Consider the following 21188-nt stretch of genomic DNA (forward strand, 5'->3'; position numbering starts at 1 on the left):
TGCAGTTTTTAAAAAAGAGCAGTTAATCGGAACTAAGGTCATTCGGAACTACTGTCATGACAGAAATACTTTTATCATTAAATGAAGGCATCAAAAACCTTTCTCAATTGCGTGAAATTACTGGTAGTACATCCCAGGCATTAATTCCAAAAATCAGGAAATTAGAATGTTATAAGTTTGTAGAATCAAAGAAAAATGGTTACTGCTTTACTCAGATAGGAAAGATTGTAGCATCCAACATTGAAGCTTCTTTTCTGATGATGGGAGTCATCAACAAACACAAATTTTTTTGGACAGACCATTGTCTTGAAACGTTTCCAACTTCGCTGTTAAATGAGATCGGATGTCTTTACTATTCCAAGGTTATCCATGATACAAAAACAGATATTTTTAGCCTATACAAAACTAATCTTCAAATAATACAAGAAGCTGATTACGTGTTTGGTATATTGTCGATTGTGACTGAAGACTACGTAGAATATGTATCACAAAAAGTATGTAAGGGGACGAATATTGATCTTATTGTTACTTCGCATGTTGCTGAAAGAATAAAGCAATATCCTTACGCGGAGAAAATTAATTCACTGAAAAATTACGATAATTTCCAATTGAACGTAATTAATAAAAATATCGATATCGATATCGGACTAATCGTGACTAATAAATGTTTATCCTTGTGTCTGCACAAAAAAGAAAGAGGTATTTATGATATCACAAATGGATTGTTAAGTTTTGATCAAATGGCAATTGACTGGGGGCAGAGGCTATTTGAATACTACAAGAATCAGGCATACAATAAGCTGATTTGAGCACAGTTTGTGCTAAAAATATATTTACTTTTTGTTAAACAATGTTAGCTGCGGTGATGAAATTTTAGATAGCAAGCACGCTTTTTGTTCAATATGAATTCATTTAACAAAAAAACATTTAGCATCAAGAGAAATATCTGCAATAGATGAAATTCCAGTATATTCCCTAACTGAAAACAACGAAATGGAATACCAAGCTAGCTTATACACAGGAGATATCTTAGTATTTTACAAATTACCAAATTATGGTTAAAAATAAATAAATTTATAATCTTCGTTAAGAGCAAAATCAGTTAAATCATCCATGACTATTAATTTATTTAACTGTCATTTATATTTTAGTAAAAAGTTGTTATGGATGAGTAACTAGAAGTATAATTAAATACGAAACTATAAAAGCCACGATGATTTTTGTTAAATTTCCCATGTACGTCCCTTTTAGATTCTTTCCAATAGTATCTTACTTCGACCTATATATGGATATTATAAGTTATTGGTATTTAAAAATAATTGACAACATTCCTTAGAAGACTGCAAGTAATTTTTAAATTATATAATACCAACATATATTTAATCATGTCTGCTGCCAAACAAGGCAATAGGACCCGTCTTCGTCACATGTGAGGTAGAGGTTGTTATAATATTCCAGTAGAGTTACACCATAGCCGTCAATAAATATATTCCATACTCGAAATTTCCTCTGCCATACATGTCTGATCGAGTGCCTGAGCTATACTCGTACGATCCTTCTTCCCTATTGTTGGAAAGGTGTTCAGTCATCATTGTTTTTATATTAATATCATCATACCATAATTTAGTAGAAATTGGACAAACTGTTGCAATACCAGCTTCAACCCATTCTTTTATGTTTACTATGGATTGTGCACAATCATATGTGTATTCCGATTGTTCTTTTTCATCCAAAACTGGAGCAAATAAAGAGATACTAATTGGATCATCAATAACTAATTTATATAAGTATAATGATGAACGACATATATCTTTATTTGGCATTGGTATTTAAGTAGAGTTTATATAGTATCAGGGCCTATGTTTGTGCATGAACTGTCCCAGGTGCAAGAGCTCAAGTCATAAAAAGAACGGTAAAATCGATGGACGCCAACGCTACAAATGCCATGATTGTGGGTATAGCTATTCAGTAGAGATTAAATCAACTGCTAGTCCCATGTCTGTTAAACGGCAGGCTTTACAGCTCTATCTCGAAGGATTAGGATTTCGCTCAATTGGACGTTTATTAGGAGTTAGCCACGTTTCTGTCCAAAAATGGATAAAGAAGTTTGGTCGTGAATTAGAGGATATAAAGAGCGAAAATGAAATATCGATCGTTGAATTAGATGAAATGCACACTTACATCGGGAACAAAAAAAATATTGTTGGATCTGGATTGCTGTTGATAGAGATGGAAAAAGGTTCATCGACTGCTCTTTTGGTAGCAGGGGGAAGGAAACAGGACTAAAGCTCTGGAAAAAGTTAAAGGGGAAGGAGATTGGAGAAGTGATGACTGATCACTGGAGGGCATATGCAGAGTTTCTTCCAGAGAAAATTCATACTCAATCCAAAGCTGAAACATATACTGTTGAAGGATATAACAGCATATTCAGGCACTTTCTGGCAAGATTGAGAAGAAAGTCAAAGTGTTATACTAAGAGTCTTGAAATGCTGAAGTACTCTGTTCTTCTTTTGATGAAGTACAGAAATAAAGAGCTAGCTATGTTTAGTTAACAATGCCCTTTTTTTATATTCCTCAGGAACATTCTTTATAAATTCCCCACTTGACAACACTTTTTTATTTGTTGCAAATAAAACATACCCTTTCTCTTTGCCATACATTGCCACAATATTGAAAGTAGGCCCTCTCTTCCGAAAGAGATATTCAAGAACATTAGAGCATTTCCCATACTTCTTTTCGTGTTCTTCAAGTATCCGTTTGATTCTTTTGTTTGATTTTGCAGCGATGACATAATCCACTTTTTGATTATCCAACTCTAAGATCACATCTAAATTGAAAAATTCTCGATCCATAAAAACGGTGCCAATCTTAACACCAATTTTACCAACTCTTTCAATCAATGATTCTATAAGGATAGAATAATTTTTGCATAATCCATTTATGTCAATTACATCCAGAGTAAGTTTATTCTTCCCAATGATGTCTAAAGTACAAAACGAACGACCCCATGAAGTTCCATTTTTTGGTTTTATACCTCTCACTCCTGCACTATTTTTGTCGCCATAATATGGAATATCATGAAAATCAATAGCAATGTCTTGAACTGTGTTTTCAAGTTTCATCATTTTGTAGATCTCAAAACTCATATTCCTGAATTTATGAAGAATATCTTCCACATTATTGTACTTGATATACTCGAAAATGGTATCAGCAGATAGTATTTTTTGAGTAGAGTTTTTAGAGATTAAATCATTACTTGCCGATTCAAGAGAGTTAGTAGAGGATGTTGCGGCATGTAACATGACTGTGACAACATCTTGGTAATCAAATTTTACATTTGATGGCAAGGTTATTATATCGTTTTTACTAAACAGTTCTGATGATACGGCCAGCAAGCTGGCAGTGTTTTCGAAATTCATGGAGCTATTGTTGTTGTTCACATACAACAATTCCATGTTTTTGGAAAAAGTGTTTTTGGTAAAATCATTGTAATTGGATAGCATAAGCTTTGCAGTTTTTAAAAAGAGCAGTTAATCGGAACTAAGGTCATTCGGAACTACTGAAGACACGATAAAATATAATACCGATCAGTTACAAACGTAAGGGATAACATGATAGAAAAAATATACAAGAAGCCTGCCACATACGTCGTCATAATCGGATTGATCGTAACAGTGTACCTTTTCAGCACATTATTGGATTTTGCGGATGAAGGTAACCTTGTAATGGTACTATTGACAAGTGTTTCCATAGGAATTGTAGCATTCTTCATTACAAGGACATTGAAGCAACAAAAAATGATCGATATTTACAAGAAATGACCATTTTATTTTGATCAAGTGGACAAAAGCCTTATCAAAAATATTTTCACATTTTGGCTCGATGTTCACAGCTTTCTTTTATTTTGAGACCCCTTTGCTGCACACATCATCTTGAAGAAGTGTCCTTTATACTTGTTTTTTTACCACAGTGAGCTTTCATGAATTCACCCTTCTGGATTCGTGTTCAGAACCTTTGGAAGAAACTAAATGCATGACAATGGCCGGTTGTGTATATTTTATGGAAAACCATCCAAAACTTTAAATGTTTTAGTAACATTAATCTGTACCAACACAAGAGTACACATTATTTAATGTGATCACTTTAGTAACAATACGATCATAAAATTGAAATTATGTCCTCACGAAAAGATACAGGTGAGCATTATGGATGATTTAGAGAAGATCAGACAACAACGATTGGAACAGATCAAAAAGGGCCTTGAGGCTAAAGCGTTCCCGGATGCACCCATACATGTTACGGATGCAGATTTCAATGAGTTCATAGCAAAGTACCCCATCACTGTAATTGATTGTTGGGCAGAATGGTGTGGACCTTGCAGAAAACTTATTCCTATTATTGATGCCCTTGCAAAAGAATATCAGGGAAAAATAGTTTTCGGGAAATTGAACACTGATGAGAACCAGATGGTCGCAAGGAATTTTAATATAACAGCCATTCCAACAATATTGGTCTTTAAAAACGGAAACGCTGCTACCCAGATAGTAGGAGCACTCCAGAAAGAACAACTCGTTGAACACCTTAACAAATTCATACAGTGAGCGGAAGAGAAATAATGTCCCACAAACCAAGAATTGCAGAAAATCCCGGTGTCCGACTCCTTGACCTCAAATCAAGCTCAAAACCATTTTTCATAGTTGCTTCTGTGGAAGTTGGTAACACCACTACGAAGTGTATACTTACAGCCACCAATATGGATGAAGGTAAGACATATCTTGTCACCAAGACAGTGAAGATGACAAGGGATGTCAGGCCTCCAAAGGAAAAAGAGACCATTTTTGGCAGAACTCTCAATGGAATAGAGCTTACACGTGAGTCGGTATCAGAGCTTGTCAAAAACACATTGATAGAGGCAGTTAAAAAGGCAAACCTTGACATCAAGACCGATATCAATTTTGTTGTCCGCTCAACCGGAGTTGTTGCCGGCTTCGATACTCCCGAAGAAGTAGGAGAGTTCATTAAAGCGCTTGCTGATGGCTGTCTTCTAGCAGGAGTACCTCCTAAGAACATGACACCACCAATGGGAATCGACAACATACCCGAGAAATTTAGAAAGCACAGCAAACTTGACAAAGTGTTCTTTGACGGTGCTGTTGCCAGTGTACTCCCACCAACCGGAGCTACCGGTGTGGAGATAGTTGCAAACGAAATGGAGGGCGAACTTGCCACCGCCGGTATCAAGGAAGGTGCCAAATGGGTGGATGTGGATTTCCGTAACCCCTGTATGTCAATGGACTTTGGTACGACCCTTGATGGCAGGATAATCAGCCCTGATGAACCCTATGCAAAGACCATTGGTAATTTCTGTGGATTTGCAGGTGCCATCCCGGATGCCATGATAAAAGGAACCGGTTCAGTAGATAAGAAAGTTGGAACCGCTCTTGATGTTTTCAAGGACATACATATAGATAAGCTCACATTACTTCTGAAAGGCAAAAATATACATGAATATGCAAAGAAAGCTCTTGAGTACATCAAAATCGAAAAGGTTCCTGAGAATAGGAATCGTTACGGAAGTGTACCGGTAAACCCTACCGCTGCAAAAGAGATCAACGTCGTACTTATTGGATGTGATGTAGGAGTGAACGGTTCTGATTTCGATAAATTATCAGACATCGGTGCAGAAATATACGACAAATTCGGTCTGAAAGTGCTTTTTGCTGTCATTGATGAGGTAATGGCACAGGTGATCTACCGACTTGTCAATGTCGCAAAGGAAGAAGGACTGGTCTTCCCGGAAACCACAATCGGAATCACCGGAAGAGCCGGTATCAGTGGCGACAAGGCAAAGCTTGCACTGAAATATCTTGACAAGCTCGGCCTTCATGAAAGAATCGAAGAGAACGTTGTTTTCGTTGATGACGGTCTTGCAAGGGGTGCAGCGGTCATGGCAAGATGTATGAACTCCCTTGGAACAACGTTCAATCCACTCGGAGGGCATCACGGCGGAAGATGTATTCTTGGAAACAGGATCAAACTTCAGAACAAATAATAGAAACGGCAGACATGAAAATGTTTGCTTGCAACCATTTTATTCATTTACAGAGTATTGGCCAGTTTTTTAATTGCGTCATCTATTGCTTTTTTGTGCAGCTCAGATGATTCATGAATTCCGCCCATATTCCCACGAACCGCACGACAAGGATATTGTGATATCAATAAACCTGCCTTTGCGCCGGCACCTTCAACTGCATTCCCCACAAGAGCATCTGCCATACGCCAGGTACTGCCACAGGGAGCTCCCCTAATGACATTCACTTTAGAGATCTTGCCGTCCTTTACCCCTACATCGAGTACAGGGTTTCCAAAAAAGGAAGTAAATGCATCTATACTGGGATCAGAACCAATGTTGCAGCAAATATCATCGACCTCAATGAAGATACCATACTTTAAAGAGATATCATCCAGTTCCCGAATCGGTGCCTTTGCTGCACCCCCTGGAACTATCAAAGCCCCCACGCCAGCCTCACCTGCCATTTTGGCTATCTGTGGTGTGATGTCAGGGTGCAGCGAATAAGTGATAATTATATCAGCATCGAAAACCTTTCCGTTAAAATCAAGTTCAGAAAAAAACTCATCAGGCTCATCTATCAGCTCCGGCAAATGTTCAGGGACCTCTGCGACGATAACCTCCAGATCAGACCTAAACCTAACGGTCTCAATAAGCCTTCGACCGTATTTTCCACGTACTATAACTCCCAGTTTTGTCATGTTCAATACCTTAAGCAATGTTATTGAATAGCGGTATATTAATATTGTTTGCTTTACAATCAAGTAACTGTTTAAATATTCAGGTGATCAAATGGATGATATTGACCAGTCAAAGGTATATTTCAGATGCAATGCGTGTGACTTCGTCTTTCAGGCAGATCCTAACTTTATTCCCATAAAATGCCCACAGTGTGGAAGTGAAAGCACCTCAAGGACATAAATTTAAACTTAAAGGATACATGTGATCTCCATGAAAGGAAAGCTCATAACACTGGAAGGAATAGATGGGTCCGGGAAATCTACCATTACACGCTTTCTGAACTCACACCCGGCCTTTGCCAATGCAGTGTTTACAAAAGAGCCCACTACAAGCTGGATAGGGGATGCTGTTTACAAGGCCATCCAGTCGGACACCGATGAACTTGCCGAGCTTATGCTTTTCACTGCAGACCATGCAGACCACATTTCAACCCTGATAAGACCTGCAATTGAGGAAGGAAAGATAGTTATTTCGGACAGGTATTCGGACAGTCGTTACGCCTATCAGGGCGTTACCCTAAAAGAGAGAATGGAAGAGCCCATGGAGTGGATACAGATGATCCACAGAGGTTGGACAATTATCCCTGACCTCACATTGCTTTTCGACATCGATCCCGCTGTTGCGGTACAGCGATGCGGCAAAAGAGGGGAACAGACAAAGTTCGAGAAGACAGACCTGCTCAAAGGGGTCAGAGAGAACTACCTTAAACTTGCAGAAAAAGAACCAGAAAGATTTGTTGTTATAGATACGGACAGGGACTTAAAAGAAATAGAGAAAGATGTGTTGCAAGCAATCACATCGATCATTGAAAGTTAAAGATCGTTGGAGTCTGCGAACTTTACAAGAAGTTCACCGAACTCACGGACGTGTTTTGGATTCAGGTTAAAGCGGCTCCTTTTCTGGCCGCTCCTTTCCTTTGCAACCTCTACATACTCATTTTCATACTTTTCACTTGTTGCAAGAGATATTGTAAGGTACCACCCGCCACCCATTTTTATTTCCATATACTCTTCGCTGTCACGGACTTCTTTATTTTCTTCCGTTTCATTTACAACTTTATTTTCTTCCGTTTCACTTACAACTTTATTTTCTTCTACCATATTGATCACCCATATTCAATATAAATTGAAAATCTATTCATTTACCTGACCATCTCAATAGGAATGGAACCATTATGCAATCCGGTTGCAACCAATGCGCCTTTGATACCAATAGCTTCCAGTTGCCTAATATCTTCCACGTCCCTTACGCCTCCGCCAAGGAGAACATTGTGGTCAGAAATATCTGCTATAAGACTTAAAAATTGTGCATCGAATCCTGATGAGGTTCCCACCATATCCATGTCAAGGAATATTATGTCATTTATCTCCAGACCGTTCAGTACTTTTACTATCTCAAGGGGATCTTTCGGCATCAAAGGGTCAGACGAGAGGATGTTGCCGTTCTTTTTATCAATGCTCACATTGATCTGTGAAGGGTATGCAGCAGATATCTTAGTAATGGAATCCAAAGATGCGGTCTCTGTACCCAGTACAAGATGCTCTGCAAGCCCTAAAACCCCGGAAACATCTTCAAAGGAACTTATCCCGGGATCCAGCATCGTTTGAGAAAGCTCTGAAACTCCCCGTATCACACCAAAATTTATGTTTGGATCACCCCGACCCTGAAGTCTGTTAAGGTCTGCGATATAGACCTCAGCAGGACGCAGTTCCCGAACAATACCAACCGGGTCCGATGTTGTGCAGACATTACTGATCTCGTGTACCGGACGATATTTTTGCCGGTCCCCTCCCTGCGCATGGACAGCATTACGGTTATATACATCAAATACAAAGACGGTTCGAAACATATTAAATTGATAATTTATCTCATCTTATAAAAAAGAGGCTAATACATGAAATTACTCGTAAGTCCGATCAACACTGAAGAAGCAGTAGCTGCACTCAACGGAGGAGCAGATATAATCGATGTAAAGAATCCAAAGGAAGGTTCACTGGGTGCTAACTATCCATGGGTCATCAGAGAAATAAGAGATGCTGTTGAAGGTAAAAGGCCGATCAGTGCCGCACTTGGGGACTTCAGCTACAAGCCAGGTACCGCAGCCCTTGCAGCATACGGAGCTGCTGCTGCTGGTGCAGATTATGTGAAGATAGGACTTTATGACATCACTACCGAAGAGCAGGCATACGAAATGCTTACCGGTATCGTTGAATCCGTAAAAGACATGGACGTCACTGTCGTAGCTTGCGGATATTCCGATCACGAGCGCATTAACTCCATCAACCCGAAACTTCTCCCGGCAATTGGTGAGAAAGCAGGTGTTGGCCTTGTTATGGTCGATACCGGCCTCAAGGATGGGCGCTCCACATTTGAGTTCATGACCGAGGAAGACCTTATCGAATTCGTCAACGATGCACACTCCCGTGGACTTGAGACAGCTATTGCAGGAACCATAAAATTCGATGATATTCCAGCATTGAAGCGTATCCAGCCAACCATCGTTGGCGTACGCGGAATAGTCTGTGGCGGAGATCGCAGCACTTCAATTAAGCAGGAACTCGTTGAGAAATTGAGAAGTGAGATCTGAAAGGATCTCTTTATTTTATTTCCAAAAACACTTTTTTAAAACATTTCTTTTTTATACTATTACTGTGAAGTTTACTCTAATATATCTTAAAGTCACTACTTAGATCAATACTATTTTTAATTGAGCAAGGTGATCAGTATGTCCGAAGATATCACAGTACGTGTTGCAGAAGCAAACCACCGTGATGCGGGAAGGGGTATTGCCCGACTTCCAAATGCCCTTATGCAGACCATCGATGCAAGAAGCGGAGATATAATCGAGATCAGGAACAAGAAAAATACCTACGCAAGGGTATATCCGGCAGGTCTGGATGATGAAGGGAAGAATATTATACGTATCGACGGGAATCTTCGAGGCAATGCAAGAGTCGGTATCGATGACCCGGTGACTGTAAAACGGATACTTGAGAAAGATGCTGAAAAGATAACTCTCGCCCCAACACACCCTGTTCTGAACGAAAGGATATCACGTTCCGTACATCTTAGCTTAGAGGGAAGACCTGTCGATAAAGGACAGCGCATTCGTGTGGAGAACATAAATAACCCGCTTATTTTTGTAGTAAAGGCTACCAAACCCCATGGCCCGGTAGTGGTCACACGAACTACCAAAATTGAGATCGTTGAACCCATTGCTGAAACAGATATGGGAGAGGAAGTATCTTATGAAGATATTGGCGGGCTGAAGCGAGAACTCGGGCTGATGCGCGAGATGATCGAACTGCCACTGAGACATCCTGAACTTTTCGACAAGCTTGGAGTTGATCCTCCAAAAGGAGTTTTGCTTTACGGACCGCCAGGCACAGGAAAGACGATGATAGCCAAAGCTGTGGCAAGTGAAAGTGAGGCGAATTTCATACCCATAAGCGGGCCGGAAATAATTTCAAAATATTACGGCGAAAGTGAGCAAAAGCTTCGCGAGATCTTTGAGGAAGCTGAAAAGGAAGGACCTACAATAATATTCATCGATGAGTTAGATTCCATTGCACCAAAAAGAGATGATGTTGTAGGTGAAGTCGAAAGGAGGGTTGTGGCCCAACTGCTTACATTGATGGATGGATTAACGAGCCGGGGAAAGGTCATAGTCATTGCTGCAACCAATAGGCCAAATTCCATTGACCAGGCACTGCGCCGAGGGGGGCGTTTTGACAGGGAAATAGAGATAGGGATACCCGACAGAGGAGGACGGTTGCAGGTATTGTACGTCCACACCCGAGGGATGCCCATAGAACAGGGACTTAACCTCGAAAACATTGCGGACATCACCCACGGATTTGTCGGAGCCGACCTTGCCTCCCTTTGCAAGGAAGCCGCAATGCATGCCCTGCGCAGGATGCTCCCCCTGATAAGTATCGAAGAGGAGATCCCGCCTGAAATAATGGAAACGCTTGAGGTGACTGAAACCGATTTCATAGAGGCGCATCGCAATATTGAACCTTCTGCTTTAAGGGAGGTCTTTGTGGAGATACCCCACGTGAGGTGGGAAGATATTGGCGGCCTCAATAAAGTGAAACAGGAACTGATAGAAGCAGTTGAATGGCCTCTTAAATATCCCGAGATGTTCACTGCCCTGAACACCACACCACCAAGGGGAATCCTTCTATTCGGACCCCCCGGCACAGGTAAGACCCTTTTGGCAAAAGCAGTTGCAAATGAAAGTGAGGCAAATTTCATTAGTATCAAAGGACCGGAACTTCTCAGTAAATATGTTGGGGAATCTGAAAAAGCGGTAAGGGAAACGTTTAGAAAAGCCAAGCAAGCAGCTCCAACCGTTGTTTTCTTTGATGAGCTTGATTCAATGGTGCCAAAGCGCGGGATGGGATCCGACCAGCAAGCAACAGAACGCGTTGTCAGCCAGATATTGACCGAAATAGACGGCATTGAGGAACTGAAGGATATAGTCATAGTGGCTGCCACTAACAGGCCGGACATAATCGACCCCGCCCTATTAAGACCGGGGCGTTTTGACAGACTTATCTATGTAAGGCCCCCTGATAAAGAGGAGCGTGCCAAGATACTTGATATTCATCTTTCAGGTAAGCCTATTGCAGAAGATGTAAAACTGGAAGAACTTGCTGAACTTACCGAAGGGTATGTAGGAGCGGATATTGAAGCCATCTGCAGAGAAGCTGCAATGATGACACTTCGAGAGATCATCAGGCCAGGAATGACAAAGGATGAGGTCTATGAAACTGTAAAGAACGTTGTCATTCAAAGATCACACTTTAGCACAGCGATAAAAAGAGTGAGAGCTTCGACATCCCTGGATGAAATGAAGAGATATGACGAAACGGCACGAATGTTCTCGAATCCGGATGCAGATGAGAACAAGGACTTAAGGGAAAAGGCATAAGTCGTTGGACTAATAGTAATTAATAGGGGGATAAGTTACGTTGAAACAAAGATTTGTTTTAGATACGACCGCTTTGACCGATCTTCAGACACGAGAGATGCTGGAGATAGAGGACCTTTGTCAGGGAATGAGGGCAATACTCGACCTTATTGCTGAATCAAGGCTTCATTTACAGATCAGTTGTTATGTTCCTTTTCCATCAGTGTACAAAGAGCTCCATGAGTTTGCAAAAAATAATGGCTGCGATGATGAGATCATTGCGATGATAGATACATGGCTTGTCAAAAAAACACCTGATAGGCATGAGGTGAAGATACCATCACATATTTTTCATGAATACGTATCTTATATGCGAGAACGTATCAACAAGGGTATGACCGTGGCCGAGGAAGCTATCCGGGAAGCTTCGATACAATGCCTGTCGATCGAATCGGAAATAGAGGATACGCGCAAGGTAGAGGACAATACCGATCGCGAGGTTATTGGCCCCATTGTAGGAAAGTTCAGGAACAAGTACCGTTCAGCACTTCGTTATGGCATCCTTGACAGTGCCCCTGACATCGATGTATTACTTCTTGCAAAGGAACTGGACGCAGCGGTTGTCGCAAGTGACTACGGCATTCAGAAATGGGCAGAGCAGCTCGGGGTCAGGTTCGTGCCTGCCAATACGTTCCCAATGATGTTGAAGGAATATCTGAGACATACGCCTTCTGACGGAACTCATCAGAAGTAAGTTTTTCAGGCACCTACGATGAAAGAAATGAGTGCAAAGAGCATTGCGAACTTAAACAGTTTTGATGAGCGCGCAGCATCCTTTTTCCCGAGTATCTGGTAAACCGCGATCAGGAAGAAGATGTCTGCAATTGCCACGACGAAAAGATATTGTTCATTTAATATGGATTGCAAATAAGGTACAGGACTTGCAAGCATGGCAGTAAAGCCGAATGCTGCTGCAATATATGATGCTTTTTTAGCTCCGATAAGGATCGGCAGTGTCCGTGCACCATCTTTTTTATCCCCCACGATGTCTTCAACATCCTTTACGATCTCACGGGCAATGGTCGCAAGGGTCGCCAGAAGAAAAAGAACTACCAGTGCCTGAAGCCCTGCCATGCCGAAGACCGCACCACCAAAAAGGAAGGTAGAGCCGGTGAGATAACCCACCGAGGCATTCCCAAAGAAAGGAGTGCGTTTCAGGCTTTGTGCATACAATATCAGTACCATAGAATTGAATAGAGCTATGATGCCACAAAGGGGATTCACCAGAAATGCCAGTGTTATCCCTGTTATGAATAGAAACAGCGAAAAATAAAGGGCGCTTTTCAAGGAGATCTTGCCGGAAGGTATCGGCCTTGAGGGTTTGTTCACTTTATCGATTTCGATGTCGAAATAATCGTTCAAACCGTTGCCAGCTCCTGTAACGAGGAAAACTATGGCAAAGATCAGTGAAGTATCGAACAATGATAGCGATACGTAAGGGGAAGCAGAGGAGAGAATATTATATGCTATCAAAACACCAATTAAGCCAGCAAAAGCAGCCATTGCACAATTTCCTGCGCGCATAAGTTCAAGATAGGTTTTCATTAATTCTCCCAATAGTTACCTGTTGCGTTTTACTTCAAGCATACGATCAAGAGCTCGTTTTGCACGTACCTGAATATCTTTTGGAACGGTCACAACGGTCTCCATATTCTCAAGACAGCGAAGGACAGAACTTAGATCTATCATTTTCATGTCCGGACAAAATGTAAATTTTGAGACAGGATAAAATTTCTTATTGGGATTTTCAGTCTCAAGCTGGTGCAATATACCCTGCTCCGTAGAAACTATGAATTCGTTATTGTCAGAGCTTTTTACATGATCAAGCATTCCAGTAGTACTGAACACATGGTCTGCTTTTTCCAGAACTTCTGAACGGCATTCAGGATGGGCCATCAGCTCCGCCCCTGGGTGCTTGTTCATTGCAAGATCAACATCTTCTGCAAGTATCTGATTGTGTGTAGGGCAATAACCATTCCATGGAATGATGGTCTTGTCAGTATGTTTTGCAACGTATGCTGCAAGGTTCTTGTCAGGAACGAAAATAACTTTGTCCGAGTCGAGAGAATTTACAACTTCCACTGCATTTGCCGAGGTACAACAGATATCACATTCTGCTTTGATGTCAGCTCGTGTATTGACATAGCAGACGACCATGGCATCTGGATGTTGCGCCTTTAATTTACGAAGTGATATGACATCCACCATTGCCGCCATAGGGCAATCGGCATCTGCATCCGGCATAAGAACTGTTTTTTCAGGGGAGAGGATGAATGCACTCTCTGCCATGAAGCTCACGCCACAAAAAACAATAACTTCCGCATCCTGGTCTACCGCTTCCTGACTCAGCCCCAGCGAATCGCCTACAAAGTCTGCGATATCCTGCACTTCATCCCGTGCATAGCAATGCGCCAAAATAACAGCATTGCGTTCTTTTTTCAATGAATTTATCTTGTTGATAATAGATTGCCTGTCCTGCATACGACCACTTGTTTTTCCGTTTTTTATAATTACACACGACTCCAACGGACCGGCATACAATATCCGGTTATGTGATAAACATTTATTGGTATGTGATCATGTCCCTACCTGAAGAGGATCGGCTATCTTTTTCAGTGTGGAAATTGCAGATAGAGCTGCCAGATAACTTGTCTTGGGGTTACTCGGCGCCGGTACGTTCTCCACCCTTGTTGTGAACATGCCAAATTCACCTTCAACGGTTATCTCGTGGATATTCCTTGTGAGTGCGGGGTTTGCGATGATCTTGACCTTTGTCTTATCGAAACCAATGCCTGCAATGCTCAAAGATGCTGCAACATTGACATTTGAAGGAAAAGCCTTTACAGCTTCTGATGCCATACCTTCGAAAAGTACGGTCTTTCCTTTGATGCTGTCAAGATCGATATTGTTCTGTACGATGTACGGAGCACCTTCAAAACTTCTCGGGTGTTTCTGGGTTGTCAGGGTAACTGAGTATATAGAAGCTGCGGATGCGGATTTTAGACCATCCAACCCAACGATCGCACCGGATGGGAAATATATCTTACAGCCATATTCCTTTGCAATATCGAATGTTGTATCGAGAAGTTTTTTGTCTGCAAAAGCACCAACACTAATGACCATTACATCACATTTTGCGTGAAGGGTGGTCGGAACTACATCATACACTGCCTGTTGGGACGCACATTCCACTACCAGGTCAACGTGCTTTACCATTTCCACTATCTCAAGCACTTTTGGGTCAGTGTTTTTGAGCTGCTCTTTCAAATTGATTATTGACTGTTCGTGCCTGTCATAAACAGCATACAATTCGACCTCGATGTGACCTGAATCGATAGCTTTACAAAGCTCAGTACCGATTGCCCCACATCCGAACACTCCGATCTTTAGCATTCTAGACTCCTGCAACGTTATTTTATAATATTGAAATGTTAATAGTAATATATCTTAATTATCCTGAACATTGTTCGAGAAATTTTCTCGACAACGTAGGGTCCAAATACGCTAAAAGCATATAAACCTCTTGAAGCATTGACATATATGGTAATATGATACTGACCAGCGAAATTGAAAGATTTATCGAAGAGGACCTTGGAGCAAATGACATTTCCTGCACACTTGTTCCTGAAAAGGAGATCAAAGCAATCGTTTTTGTAAAACAGGATTGTATCATTGCAGGCATTCCTATTGCAAAAAGGATATTCGATTACTTTGGACTTGACTCATCCGCAAAATATAAAGATGGAGATCAATTAGGATCAGGAGATACTATTTTGGAGATATCCGGTAATGCAGTATCGGTCCTTCGTGCCGAAAGGATCGTTCTCAATTTTCTGGGGCATTTGAGTGGAATTGCAACCAATACCCGGGAATATGTTGAAACGGTCAGACAATACTCAGATGTGAAAGTAGCTGGTACAAGGAAGACAACGCCTGGGATACGAAAATTCGAAAAACTTGCCATTATTGCCGGAGGCGGTGACCCCCACAGATTTGATCTTTCTGATACTATTATGATAAAAGATAACCACGTTAACATGATGGGACTTGAAAATGCCATAAATTCAGCAAAGGAACTTGCCGGTTTTACACAAAAAATAGATGTTGAAGTTGAATCCGTTGAGAACGCCATTCTCGCTGCAAAAATGGGAGTTGATATCATAATGTTCGACAACATGTCACCAGGACAGGTCATTAAGGTCGTTGAAGCATTAAAAAATGAGGATCTTAGAAATAGTGCTATTCTGGAAGTTTCAGGCGGGATCGACATATCAAATATCTCAGAATATGCCAAGACCGGGGTGGATGTCATTTCTGTAGGTTCACTGGTGCATAAGTCACAATGGATAGATGTCAGCCTTGAATTTGTGTAAATCGTTTAAAATCGATGTCATAAACTATTTATTGGATTCTTATTGTATTGATACTGGAAGATTATACGCTATAACGTGATTCAGTTCTGTGTTGAGGGAATTATGGTTCAGTTCAAAAATATGTGTTTGTTGATGCTTACCTTGGTACTGGCATCTTTGGTTTTCACAGGCAATGCCTGTGCTAAAGATATAGTTTTCAATGGGAGTATTCAGGAAGGAGATGGATATCAGATCAATACCATCGTTATCGATGTGGCCGAAGTTTTCGTGAGCGCTGAGTCTTGCGTCTTCAAAGTATATGATGAAGGAGAGCTTGACCACGACAAACTGATCAATATAGATGATACCATCACCTTTAATGCAGAAGGAGAGACCATTGAGGTCACTTTGTTATCCGTAGGGGGAGGGACATTACCCCAGGCAACTGTTTCTATCACCATTACAGATGATGATAACATCTACCTGAAACAGGAAGTAGATGGAGGTCATGAGAAGGCAACATACCCTGGAACCCCTTCACTGGAGATCACAAAAGAGGTTAGCAGTTACACTGTTGATCAGGGAGAGGTCGTCACGATCAAAGTGACTGCCAGAAACAAAGGTGATGGGAAGGCTACAGAGGTGAGGTTCTCTGATCCAAAACCCACAGGATTTATCCTTCAGGAGATCCTTCTTGAAGAGACAGGTCAGATGACCATCGACAAATACGAGACAAGGACCATTTTTCTTTACAAGCTTCAGGCAAATGAAGCTGGAACATTTGAATTCCAGCCCACCAGAGCGTCATATTCCAATGAAGCAGAAATGGATTTTCCCGAAGCGGTATCTAACATACCAGTGATAACTGTAACTGATACGGGTAAAAATGCAAAAAAAGTTGCTGAGCTTGAGTTTTCCACATCTATCGAGAGTAATAGTGTAAAAAGGAACGATGAAGTAGAAGTGACCATTAACATCAAGAACGAGGGAGATTCTTATGCAAATGGGGTCGCACTTATCATACACATTCCTGAAGGAATTGAATACAAAGGCAGCAACTCCAATATTGAGATAATCAATGGCATGCCAAAAGTTTATCTGGAATCATTTGGACTGAATCAGGAGAAGGAAATAAAGTTCCTGATAAAACCAAAAGAATTGGGTACTTATACTATTACAACTGATTATTCATATCAGTATGAAGATGGAGTAAGCCCTGATCCTCAGGAAATGAGGGGAGAGTTCACTACAAGTACGATCGATGTAGCCAGAGGAGACCTCGATTCAATTATCGAGCAACCATGGTATGTTATTGCGATCCCGTTGTTGATCATTGTTGCTATCGCAGGATGGCTGTTCCATCGATCCAGACAATACAGGTTCTAATCATTTACGATTTCATGAAGATATTCAAATTCATCAAATTTGGAGGAATTATTTGCTCAATATACTTATCGTAGGAAATGGTCAATGTGGTAACCGTATCCTTGATGCGATAAACAAAGAGGCTTTTGGTGGTAAAAGCAAATTTGCGAAATTCTATTCACAACAAAAATACAAAAGCAAGGTCGAAACTATCGCCATCAATACTGCGATAAACGATCTGAAGGAATTGAGTTTCACCAAGGCCAAGGACAGGATGCATATCCCTCACTTGCATGGCGTTGGTGCTAACCGCACTCTTGGTAAGAGCGTATTTGAAGAGAATAAATCCCACATAATGCGTAATATAGAGGAAAGAGGAAATTTCGATGTCGGATTTGTGATAACTTCCGCATCAGGTGGAACAGGATCATCATTTACCCCTCCCCTTATTAAGGAAATTAAAGAAAATCATGATTTTCCTGTATATGCAGTCGTTGTTCTTCCATTCCGAGAAGAGGGAACACTCTATCTCCAGAATGCCGCATTCTGCCTGAAAGAGATACGTGACAGTGGTGTCGATGGGATCATACTTGCTGATAACCAATTCCTTAAGCAGATCGGAGGAAATGTACAATCTGCATATAATACCATCAATGACATGATCGCAAGACGCATACTTTTCTTACTTGATGCGCTTGACAGTGAAATGATGATGGTGACCGACCTCGGTGACTTCAAAACAGTGATGAGCGGAGGAGCAGGCCTTGCTACGATCGGTTTCTATGAAGCTGAAAAAGGAATGAACATCAAGACCACAATCCAGAAAGCATTATCACCAAACGGCCTTTTGTTCTCGACCGATGTTTACAAAGAAGGAAGCAGGGCAATGGTTATCATAAAAGGTGATAAATCGTACCTGAGCATCGATGAGATATCATCGGAAGTCGAAAAACTTTCGTCATCAGTTGGCCATGTATTTAAGGGTATTATTGTGAGGAAAGGTGAAACTCCACAGGTGCTGGTCGTCCTTACTCTTGAAGCAGCAGAAGAGCTGGAAAATCTATATTCAGTTGCAGTAGATGCGATCCATCAGGAACGCGAGAAGAAAACAAGGGTTGAAGAACAAAAGGAGATTGATAAAGCATTCTCACAGATAGATGGGCTTGAACCCAACTATTGACCTTAAATGATATCCTTAGCGGGATATTCACTCTTTTTTTATAAGCTCATAGAACCGATGATGGTTTGTGCATACCATTCATATAATAGCAAAAAAAAGGCAGTTATGAGAACATGCCGCTAAAACATCATATTGTTCGCATTGTTGACGGACAAATAGTAGATGATTAAGGTCTATATTGATATTTATCAGGTGAAAATATGGATTATTCGAAAGGAAATATTGGCAGAGTGTTTACTGTAAGGATCGATACCGGAGAAGACTTGCTTCGGGAACTTGAAGGTATTGCAACAAAAGAGGAGATCAAGTCTGCAGTATTTACTTTGCTTGGTGCTGTCGCTAAAGTGAACCTTGTTGTCGGGCCCAAAGAGAATGCAATCCCACCTGAAACTATGTGGGTCAATCATACTGAGCCATATGAAGTAATAGGCGTTGGAAATATATTTATGGAAGAAGGGACACCAAAGATACATCTGCATACCGCTGCCGGACGTGGCGACAATGTCAATGTCGGCTGCTTGCGCGGGGAAAGTGCAGCATTTATGGTCCTTGAAGTCTTCATCATGGAGATAAATGGCATGGAAGCTATGCGTGCATTCGATGCTGCCAAGGGATTTGCTCCGATATCATTCGGAAAGAACTGATCTAAAATTAATCAAAATAACCGGAAGTTAATCTACTAAATTGCGTAGGCTCTTTACAACTTCCAGCCTTTTCTCATTTTCTTTTAGTATATCAGATTCATATTCTTTTAAGATCTCAGTAAAATCCATATTGAGAGAGTAATATTTTGCGGGTCTCCCTCTGCATTTTGTCCTCTTCTCATTTTTTTCCTCTACCCATCCACGTTCACAGAGAGGCCGCATAGCTACACTTACCTCTGGTTGCCTCAGGCCTGTAGCATTTTCAATTTCCTGTGAGCTTAACTCACGTCCATTGACCAGACATGCGATCGAAAGTGCTTCTATTCTCGAAACGTTAATGCTTTGCAATAGGGATGATACCTCATACCCCTTTTCATCTATAAAGGTAGACATTTCGCTCACCATGAATAATAATACTACTTTGGTGTTTATATATTTATGCAGTATATAATCTGTTTTGCTTAAATAAAGTATATAAAGAAGCAACAAAAAAGATTCAAAAATGCGGTAACAATATATACTGTAATGTACGATTTGAGCATAGAATAACCAAATGGTGAAGACATGAACTCTATCAGCGAAGAAGCAAAATACACAATTCAAAAAGTGCATGCAAGGGAGATACTTGACTCCAGAGGAAACCCTACGGTAGAAGTAGATATTTACACCGGATGCGGATTTGGAAGGGCAAGTGTTCCTTCCGGAGCTTCCACAGGTTCTAATGAAGCCCTTGAACTAAGGGATAAGGACGCTGACCGGTACAACGGGAAAGGAGTATTGAAAGCTGTAGACAACATTAATAAGACCCTTTCAAAAGAGCTTTTGGGAATGGATGCACGTAACCAGCGTGAGATAGATGAGCTGATGATCGCACTGGACGGCACTGAGAACAAAAAAACATTTGGGGCTAACGCCATTCTGGGAATTTCCATGGCCACTGCAAAAGCAGCAGCAGATTCCCTTGGAATTGCCCTTTATCGTTACCTTGGTGGTACCAACGCTTTTGCATTGCCTGTTCCAACAATGAACGTGATCAATGGCGGGAAGCATGCAGGTAATGACCTTTCCATCCAGGAATTTATGATACAGCCAAAAGGTGCTGACACTTTCTCAAATGCATTGAGAATGGGAGCTGAGACATACCACGCTCTTGGTAAGGTCCTTGAGGACAAATACGGCGCTTCGGCAACAAATGTAGGATACGAAGGCGGATATGCACCTCCGATCTCAACTACTGCTGACGCACTGGATGCACTCGTGAGTGCAATTGAAGAAGCCGGTTACACCGAATCCGAGATCAGTATCGGACTTGATTCCGCTGCATCCGAGTTCTTTGATGGGGATAAATATTTTATTGATGGAAACAAGCTTGCTCCTGCTGAACTTGTGGACTACTACCTTGACCTTATTGAAACATACCCGATCCTTTCCATTGAAGACCCATTCCATGAGGAATCGTTTGAGGACTTCGCAGCTCTTACGAGTGAGGCATGGGACACCATCATTGTAGGAGATGACCTGTTCGTTACAAATGTCAACCGTCTGGCAAAAGGTATTGAGATGGAAGCGGCAAATGCACTTTTACTGAAAGTCAACCAGATAGGTACGATATCTGAATCTTTCGATGCTGCAAATCTGGCACAGAGAAATGGTTACAGCGTTGTTGTAAGCCATCGCTCTGCAGAGACAGAAGATACAATGATAGCTGATATCTCAGTAGCTATCGGAGGAGATCTTATTAAAACAGGTGCGCCTGCAAGAAGTGAACGCACTGCAAAATACAACCAGTTACTCAGAATTGAAGAAGATCTTGGAGATGCTGCACGTTATGTGCAGCTCTGATCATTTTTTTAAAATTTAT

22 protein-coding genes and 1 pseudogene are annotated in these 21188 nt (G+C 41.2%); 14 read left to right on the forward strand and 9 right to left on the reverse strand.

The genetic code is table 11. The features are described from left to right. Nucleotides 1-56 precede the first annotated feature (56 nt). The gene (locus MBUR_RS08580; RefSeq protein WP_083754964.1) at nt 57-809 is read left to right on the forward strand and encodes a helix-turn-helix transcriptional regulator; all 753 of its coding nucleotides are present in this window, start codon (nt 57-59) and stop codon (nt 807-809) included. A 654-nt stretch (nt 810-1463) separates the two neighbouring features. On the opposite strand, the gene MBUR_RS08585 is transcribed toward MBUR_RS08580, so the two are convergent. Then, nucleotides 1464-1823: a hypothetical protein gene (locus MBUR_RS08585; RefSeq protein ID WP_157196688.1), complete on the reverse strand. Its 360-nt coding sequence runs from the start codon at nt 1821-1823 to the stop codon at nt 1464-1466. A gap of 46 nt (nt 1824-1869) precedes the next feature. Between MBUR_RS08585 and MBUR_RS13520 the strand changes: the two genes are divergently transcribed. Next, nucleotides 1870-2552 (forward strand): IS1 family transposase gene (locus MBUR_RS13520; protein WP_157196689.1). Its coding sequence is split into 2 segments (ribosomal slippage): nt 1870-2190 and nt 2193-2552, totalling 681 coding nucleotides; the frame shifts between segments, so codons are not numbered across the junction. A gap of 6 nt (nt 2553-2558) precedes the next feature. On the opposite strand, the pseudogene MBUR_RS13050 reads toward MBUR_RS13520, so the two are convergent. After that, nucleotides 2559-3455: pseudogene (locus MBUR_RS13050) on the reverse strand (transposase); the annotation flags it as partial. A 156-nt stretch (nt 3456-3611) separates the two neighbouring features. On the opposite strand from MBUR_RS13050, the gene MBUR_RS08605 reads away from it, so the two are divergent. The 3 genes from MBUR_RS08605 (at nt 3612) to MBUR_RS08615 (ending at nt 6052) form a co-directional block, all read left to right on the forward strand. Then, nucleotides 3612-3821: a hypothetical protein gene (locus MBUR_RS08605; RefSeq protein ID WP_048063334.1), complete on the forward strand. Its 210-nt coding sequence runs from the start codon at nt 3612-3614 to the stop codon at nt 3819-3821. A 384-nt stretch (nt 3822-4205) separates the two neighbouring features. Further along, a complete protein-coding gene (gene trxA, locus MBUR_RS08610; protein WP_011499707.1) occupies nt 4206-4601 on the forward strand; it encodes a thioredoxin in 396 nt (131 codons plus the stop codon). 14 nt (nt 4602-4615) lie between these two features. After that, entirely contained in the window at nt 4616-6052 is a 1437-nt protein-coding gene (locus MBUR_RS08615; protein WP_011499708.1) for a methanogenesis marker 14 protein, read from the forward strand. A 47-nt stretch (nt 6053-6099) separates the two neighbouring features. Here the strand turns inward: MBUR_RS08615 and MBUR_RS08620 are convergent, their stop codons facing one another. After that, entirely contained in the window at nt 6100-6771 is a 672-nt protein-coding gene (locus MBUR_RS08620; RefSeq protein WP_011499709.1) for a DUF166 domain-containing protein, read from the reverse strand. A gap of 250 nt (nt 6772-7021) precedes the next feature. Between MBUR_RS08620 and tmk the strand changes: the two genes are divergently transcribed. Continuing rightward, a complete protein-coding gene (gene tmk / locus MBUR_RS08625) occupies nt 7022-7627 on the forward strand; it encodes a dTMP kinase (protein ID WP_011499710.1) in 606 nt (201 codons plus the stop codon). Here tmk and MBUR_RS08630 read toward each other — a convergent pair. Next, the gene (locus MBUR_RS08630; RefSeq protein ID WP_011499711.1) at nt 7624-7911 is read right to left on the reverse strand and encodes a hypothetical protein; all 288 of its coding nucleotides are present in this window, start codon (nt 7909-7911) and stop codon (nt 7624-7626) included. The two genes, tmk and MBUR_RS08630, sit on opposite strands and share 4 nt — an antisense overlap. A gap of 41 nt (nt 7912-7952) precedes the next feature. Beyond that, nucleotides 7953-8660, reverse strand: coding sequence for a HisA/HisF-related TIM barrel protein (locus MBUR_RS08635; RefSeq protein WP_011499712.1), 708 nt, complete (start codon nt 8658-8660; stop codon nt 7953-7955). Between the two features lie 45 nt (nt 8661-8705). On the opposite strand from MBUR_RS08635, the gene MBUR_RS08640 reads away from it, so the two are divergent. From MBUR_RS08640 to MBUR_RS08650, 3 genes are all read left to right on the forward strand, one after another. Next, nucleotides 8706-9398, forward strand: coding sequence for a (5-formylfuran-3-yl)methyl phosphate synthase (locus tag MBUR_RS08640; RefSeq protein ID WP_011499713.1), 693 nt, complete (start codon nt 8706-8708; stop codon nt 9396-9398). A gap of 138 nt (nt 9399-9536) precedes the next feature. Then, entirely contained in the window at nt 9537-11747 is a 2211-nt protein-coding gene (locus MBUR_RS08645) for a CDC48 family AAA ATPase (protein ID WP_011499714.1), read from the forward strand. Between the two features lie 97 nt (nt 11748-11844). Further along, nucleotides 11845-12480, forward strand: coding sequence for an RNA ligase partner protein (locus tag MBUR_RS08650; protein WP_048063614.1), 636 nt, complete (start codon nt 11845-11847; stop codon nt 12478-12480). Between the two features lie 5 nt (nt 12481-12485). On the opposite strand, the gene MBUR_RS08655 is transcribed toward MBUR_RS08650, so the two are convergent. The 3 genes from MBUR_RS08655 to MBUR_RS08665 form a co-directional block, all read right to left on the reverse strand. Beyond that, entirely contained in the window at nt 12486-13331 is an 846-nt protein-coding gene (locus MBUR_RS08655) for a geranylgeranylglycerol-phosphate geranylgeranyltransferase (protein WP_011499716.1), read from the reverse strand. A gap of 15 nt (nt 13332-13346) precedes the next feature. Continuing rightward, entirely contained in the window at nt 13347-14267 is a 921-nt protein-coding gene (nadA, locus tag MBUR_RS08660) for a quinolinate synthase NadA (RefSeq protein ID WP_011499717.1), read from the reverse strand. Between the two features lie 96 nt (nt 14268-14363). Beyond that, complete coding sequence (locus MBUR_RS08665) at nt 14364-15179, reverse strand: aspartate dehydrogenase (RefSeq protein ID WP_011499718.1); 816 nt, start codon at nt 15177-15179, stop codon at nt 14364-14366. Nucleotides 15180-15334: 155 nt separating this feature from the next. Here MBUR_RS08665 and nadC point away from each other — a divergent pair, with 155 nt between their 5' ends. The 4 genes from nadC (at nt 15335) to MBUR_RS08685 (ending at nt 19327) form a co-directional block, all read left to right on the forward strand. Next, nucleotides 15335-16159: a carboxylating nicotinate-nucleotide diphosphorylase gene (gene nadC, locus MBUR_RS08670; protein WP_011499719.1), complete on the forward strand. Its 825-nt coding sequence runs from the start codon at nt 15335-15337 to the stop codon at nt 16157-16159. 132 nt (nt 16160-16291) lie between these two features. Further along, on the forward strand, nt 16292-17524 hold the full coding sequence (locus tag MBUR_RS08675) for a BatD family protein (protein WP_198003732.1): 1233 nt from the start codon (nt 16292-16294) through the stop codon (nt 17522-17524). A gap of 52 nt (nt 17525-17576) precedes the next feature. Further along, nucleotides 17577-18683 carry a cell division protein FtsZ gene (locus MBUR_RS08680; protein WP_011499721.1) on the forward strand — a complete coding sequence of 369 codons (1107 nt, stop codon included), beginning with the start codon at nt 17577-17579 and terminating at the stop codon, nt 18681-18683. Between the two features lie 200 nt (nt 18684-18883). After that, nucleotides 18884-19327, forward strand: coding sequence for a PPC domain-containing DNA-binding protein (locus MBUR_RS08685; protein ID WP_011499722.1), 444 nt, complete (start codon nt 18884-18886; stop codon nt 19325-19327). 27 nt (nt 19328-19354) lie between these two features. Here MBUR_RS08685 and MBUR_RS08690 read toward each other — a convergent pair whose 3' ends face one another. Next, nucleotides 19355-19720 carry a transcriptional regulator gene (locus MBUR_RS08690; RefSeq protein ID WP_011499723.1) on the reverse strand — a complete coding sequence of 122 codons (366 nt, stop codon included), beginning with the start codon at nt 19718-19720 and terminating at the stop codon, nt 19355-19357. 171 nt (nt 19721-19891) lie between these two features. Between MBUR_RS08690 and eno the strand changes: the two genes are divergently transcribed. Next, nucleotides 19892-21169 carry a phosphopyruvate hydratase gene (eno, locus tag MBUR_RS08695; RefSeq protein WP_011499724.1) on the forward strand — a complete coding sequence of 426 codons (1278 nt, stop codon included), beginning with the start codon at nt 19892-19894 and terminating at the stop codon, nt 21167-21169. The last annotated feature ends 19 nt before the right edge of the window (nt 21170-21188 follow it).

Origin of the sequence: Methanococcoides burtonii DSM 6242, assembly GCF_000013725.1 — an archaeon.
In the GTDB taxonomy this organism is placed as follows: domain Archaea; phylum Halobacteriota; class Methanosarcinia; order Methanosarcinales; family Methanosarcinaceae; genus Methanococcoides; species Methanococcoides burtonii.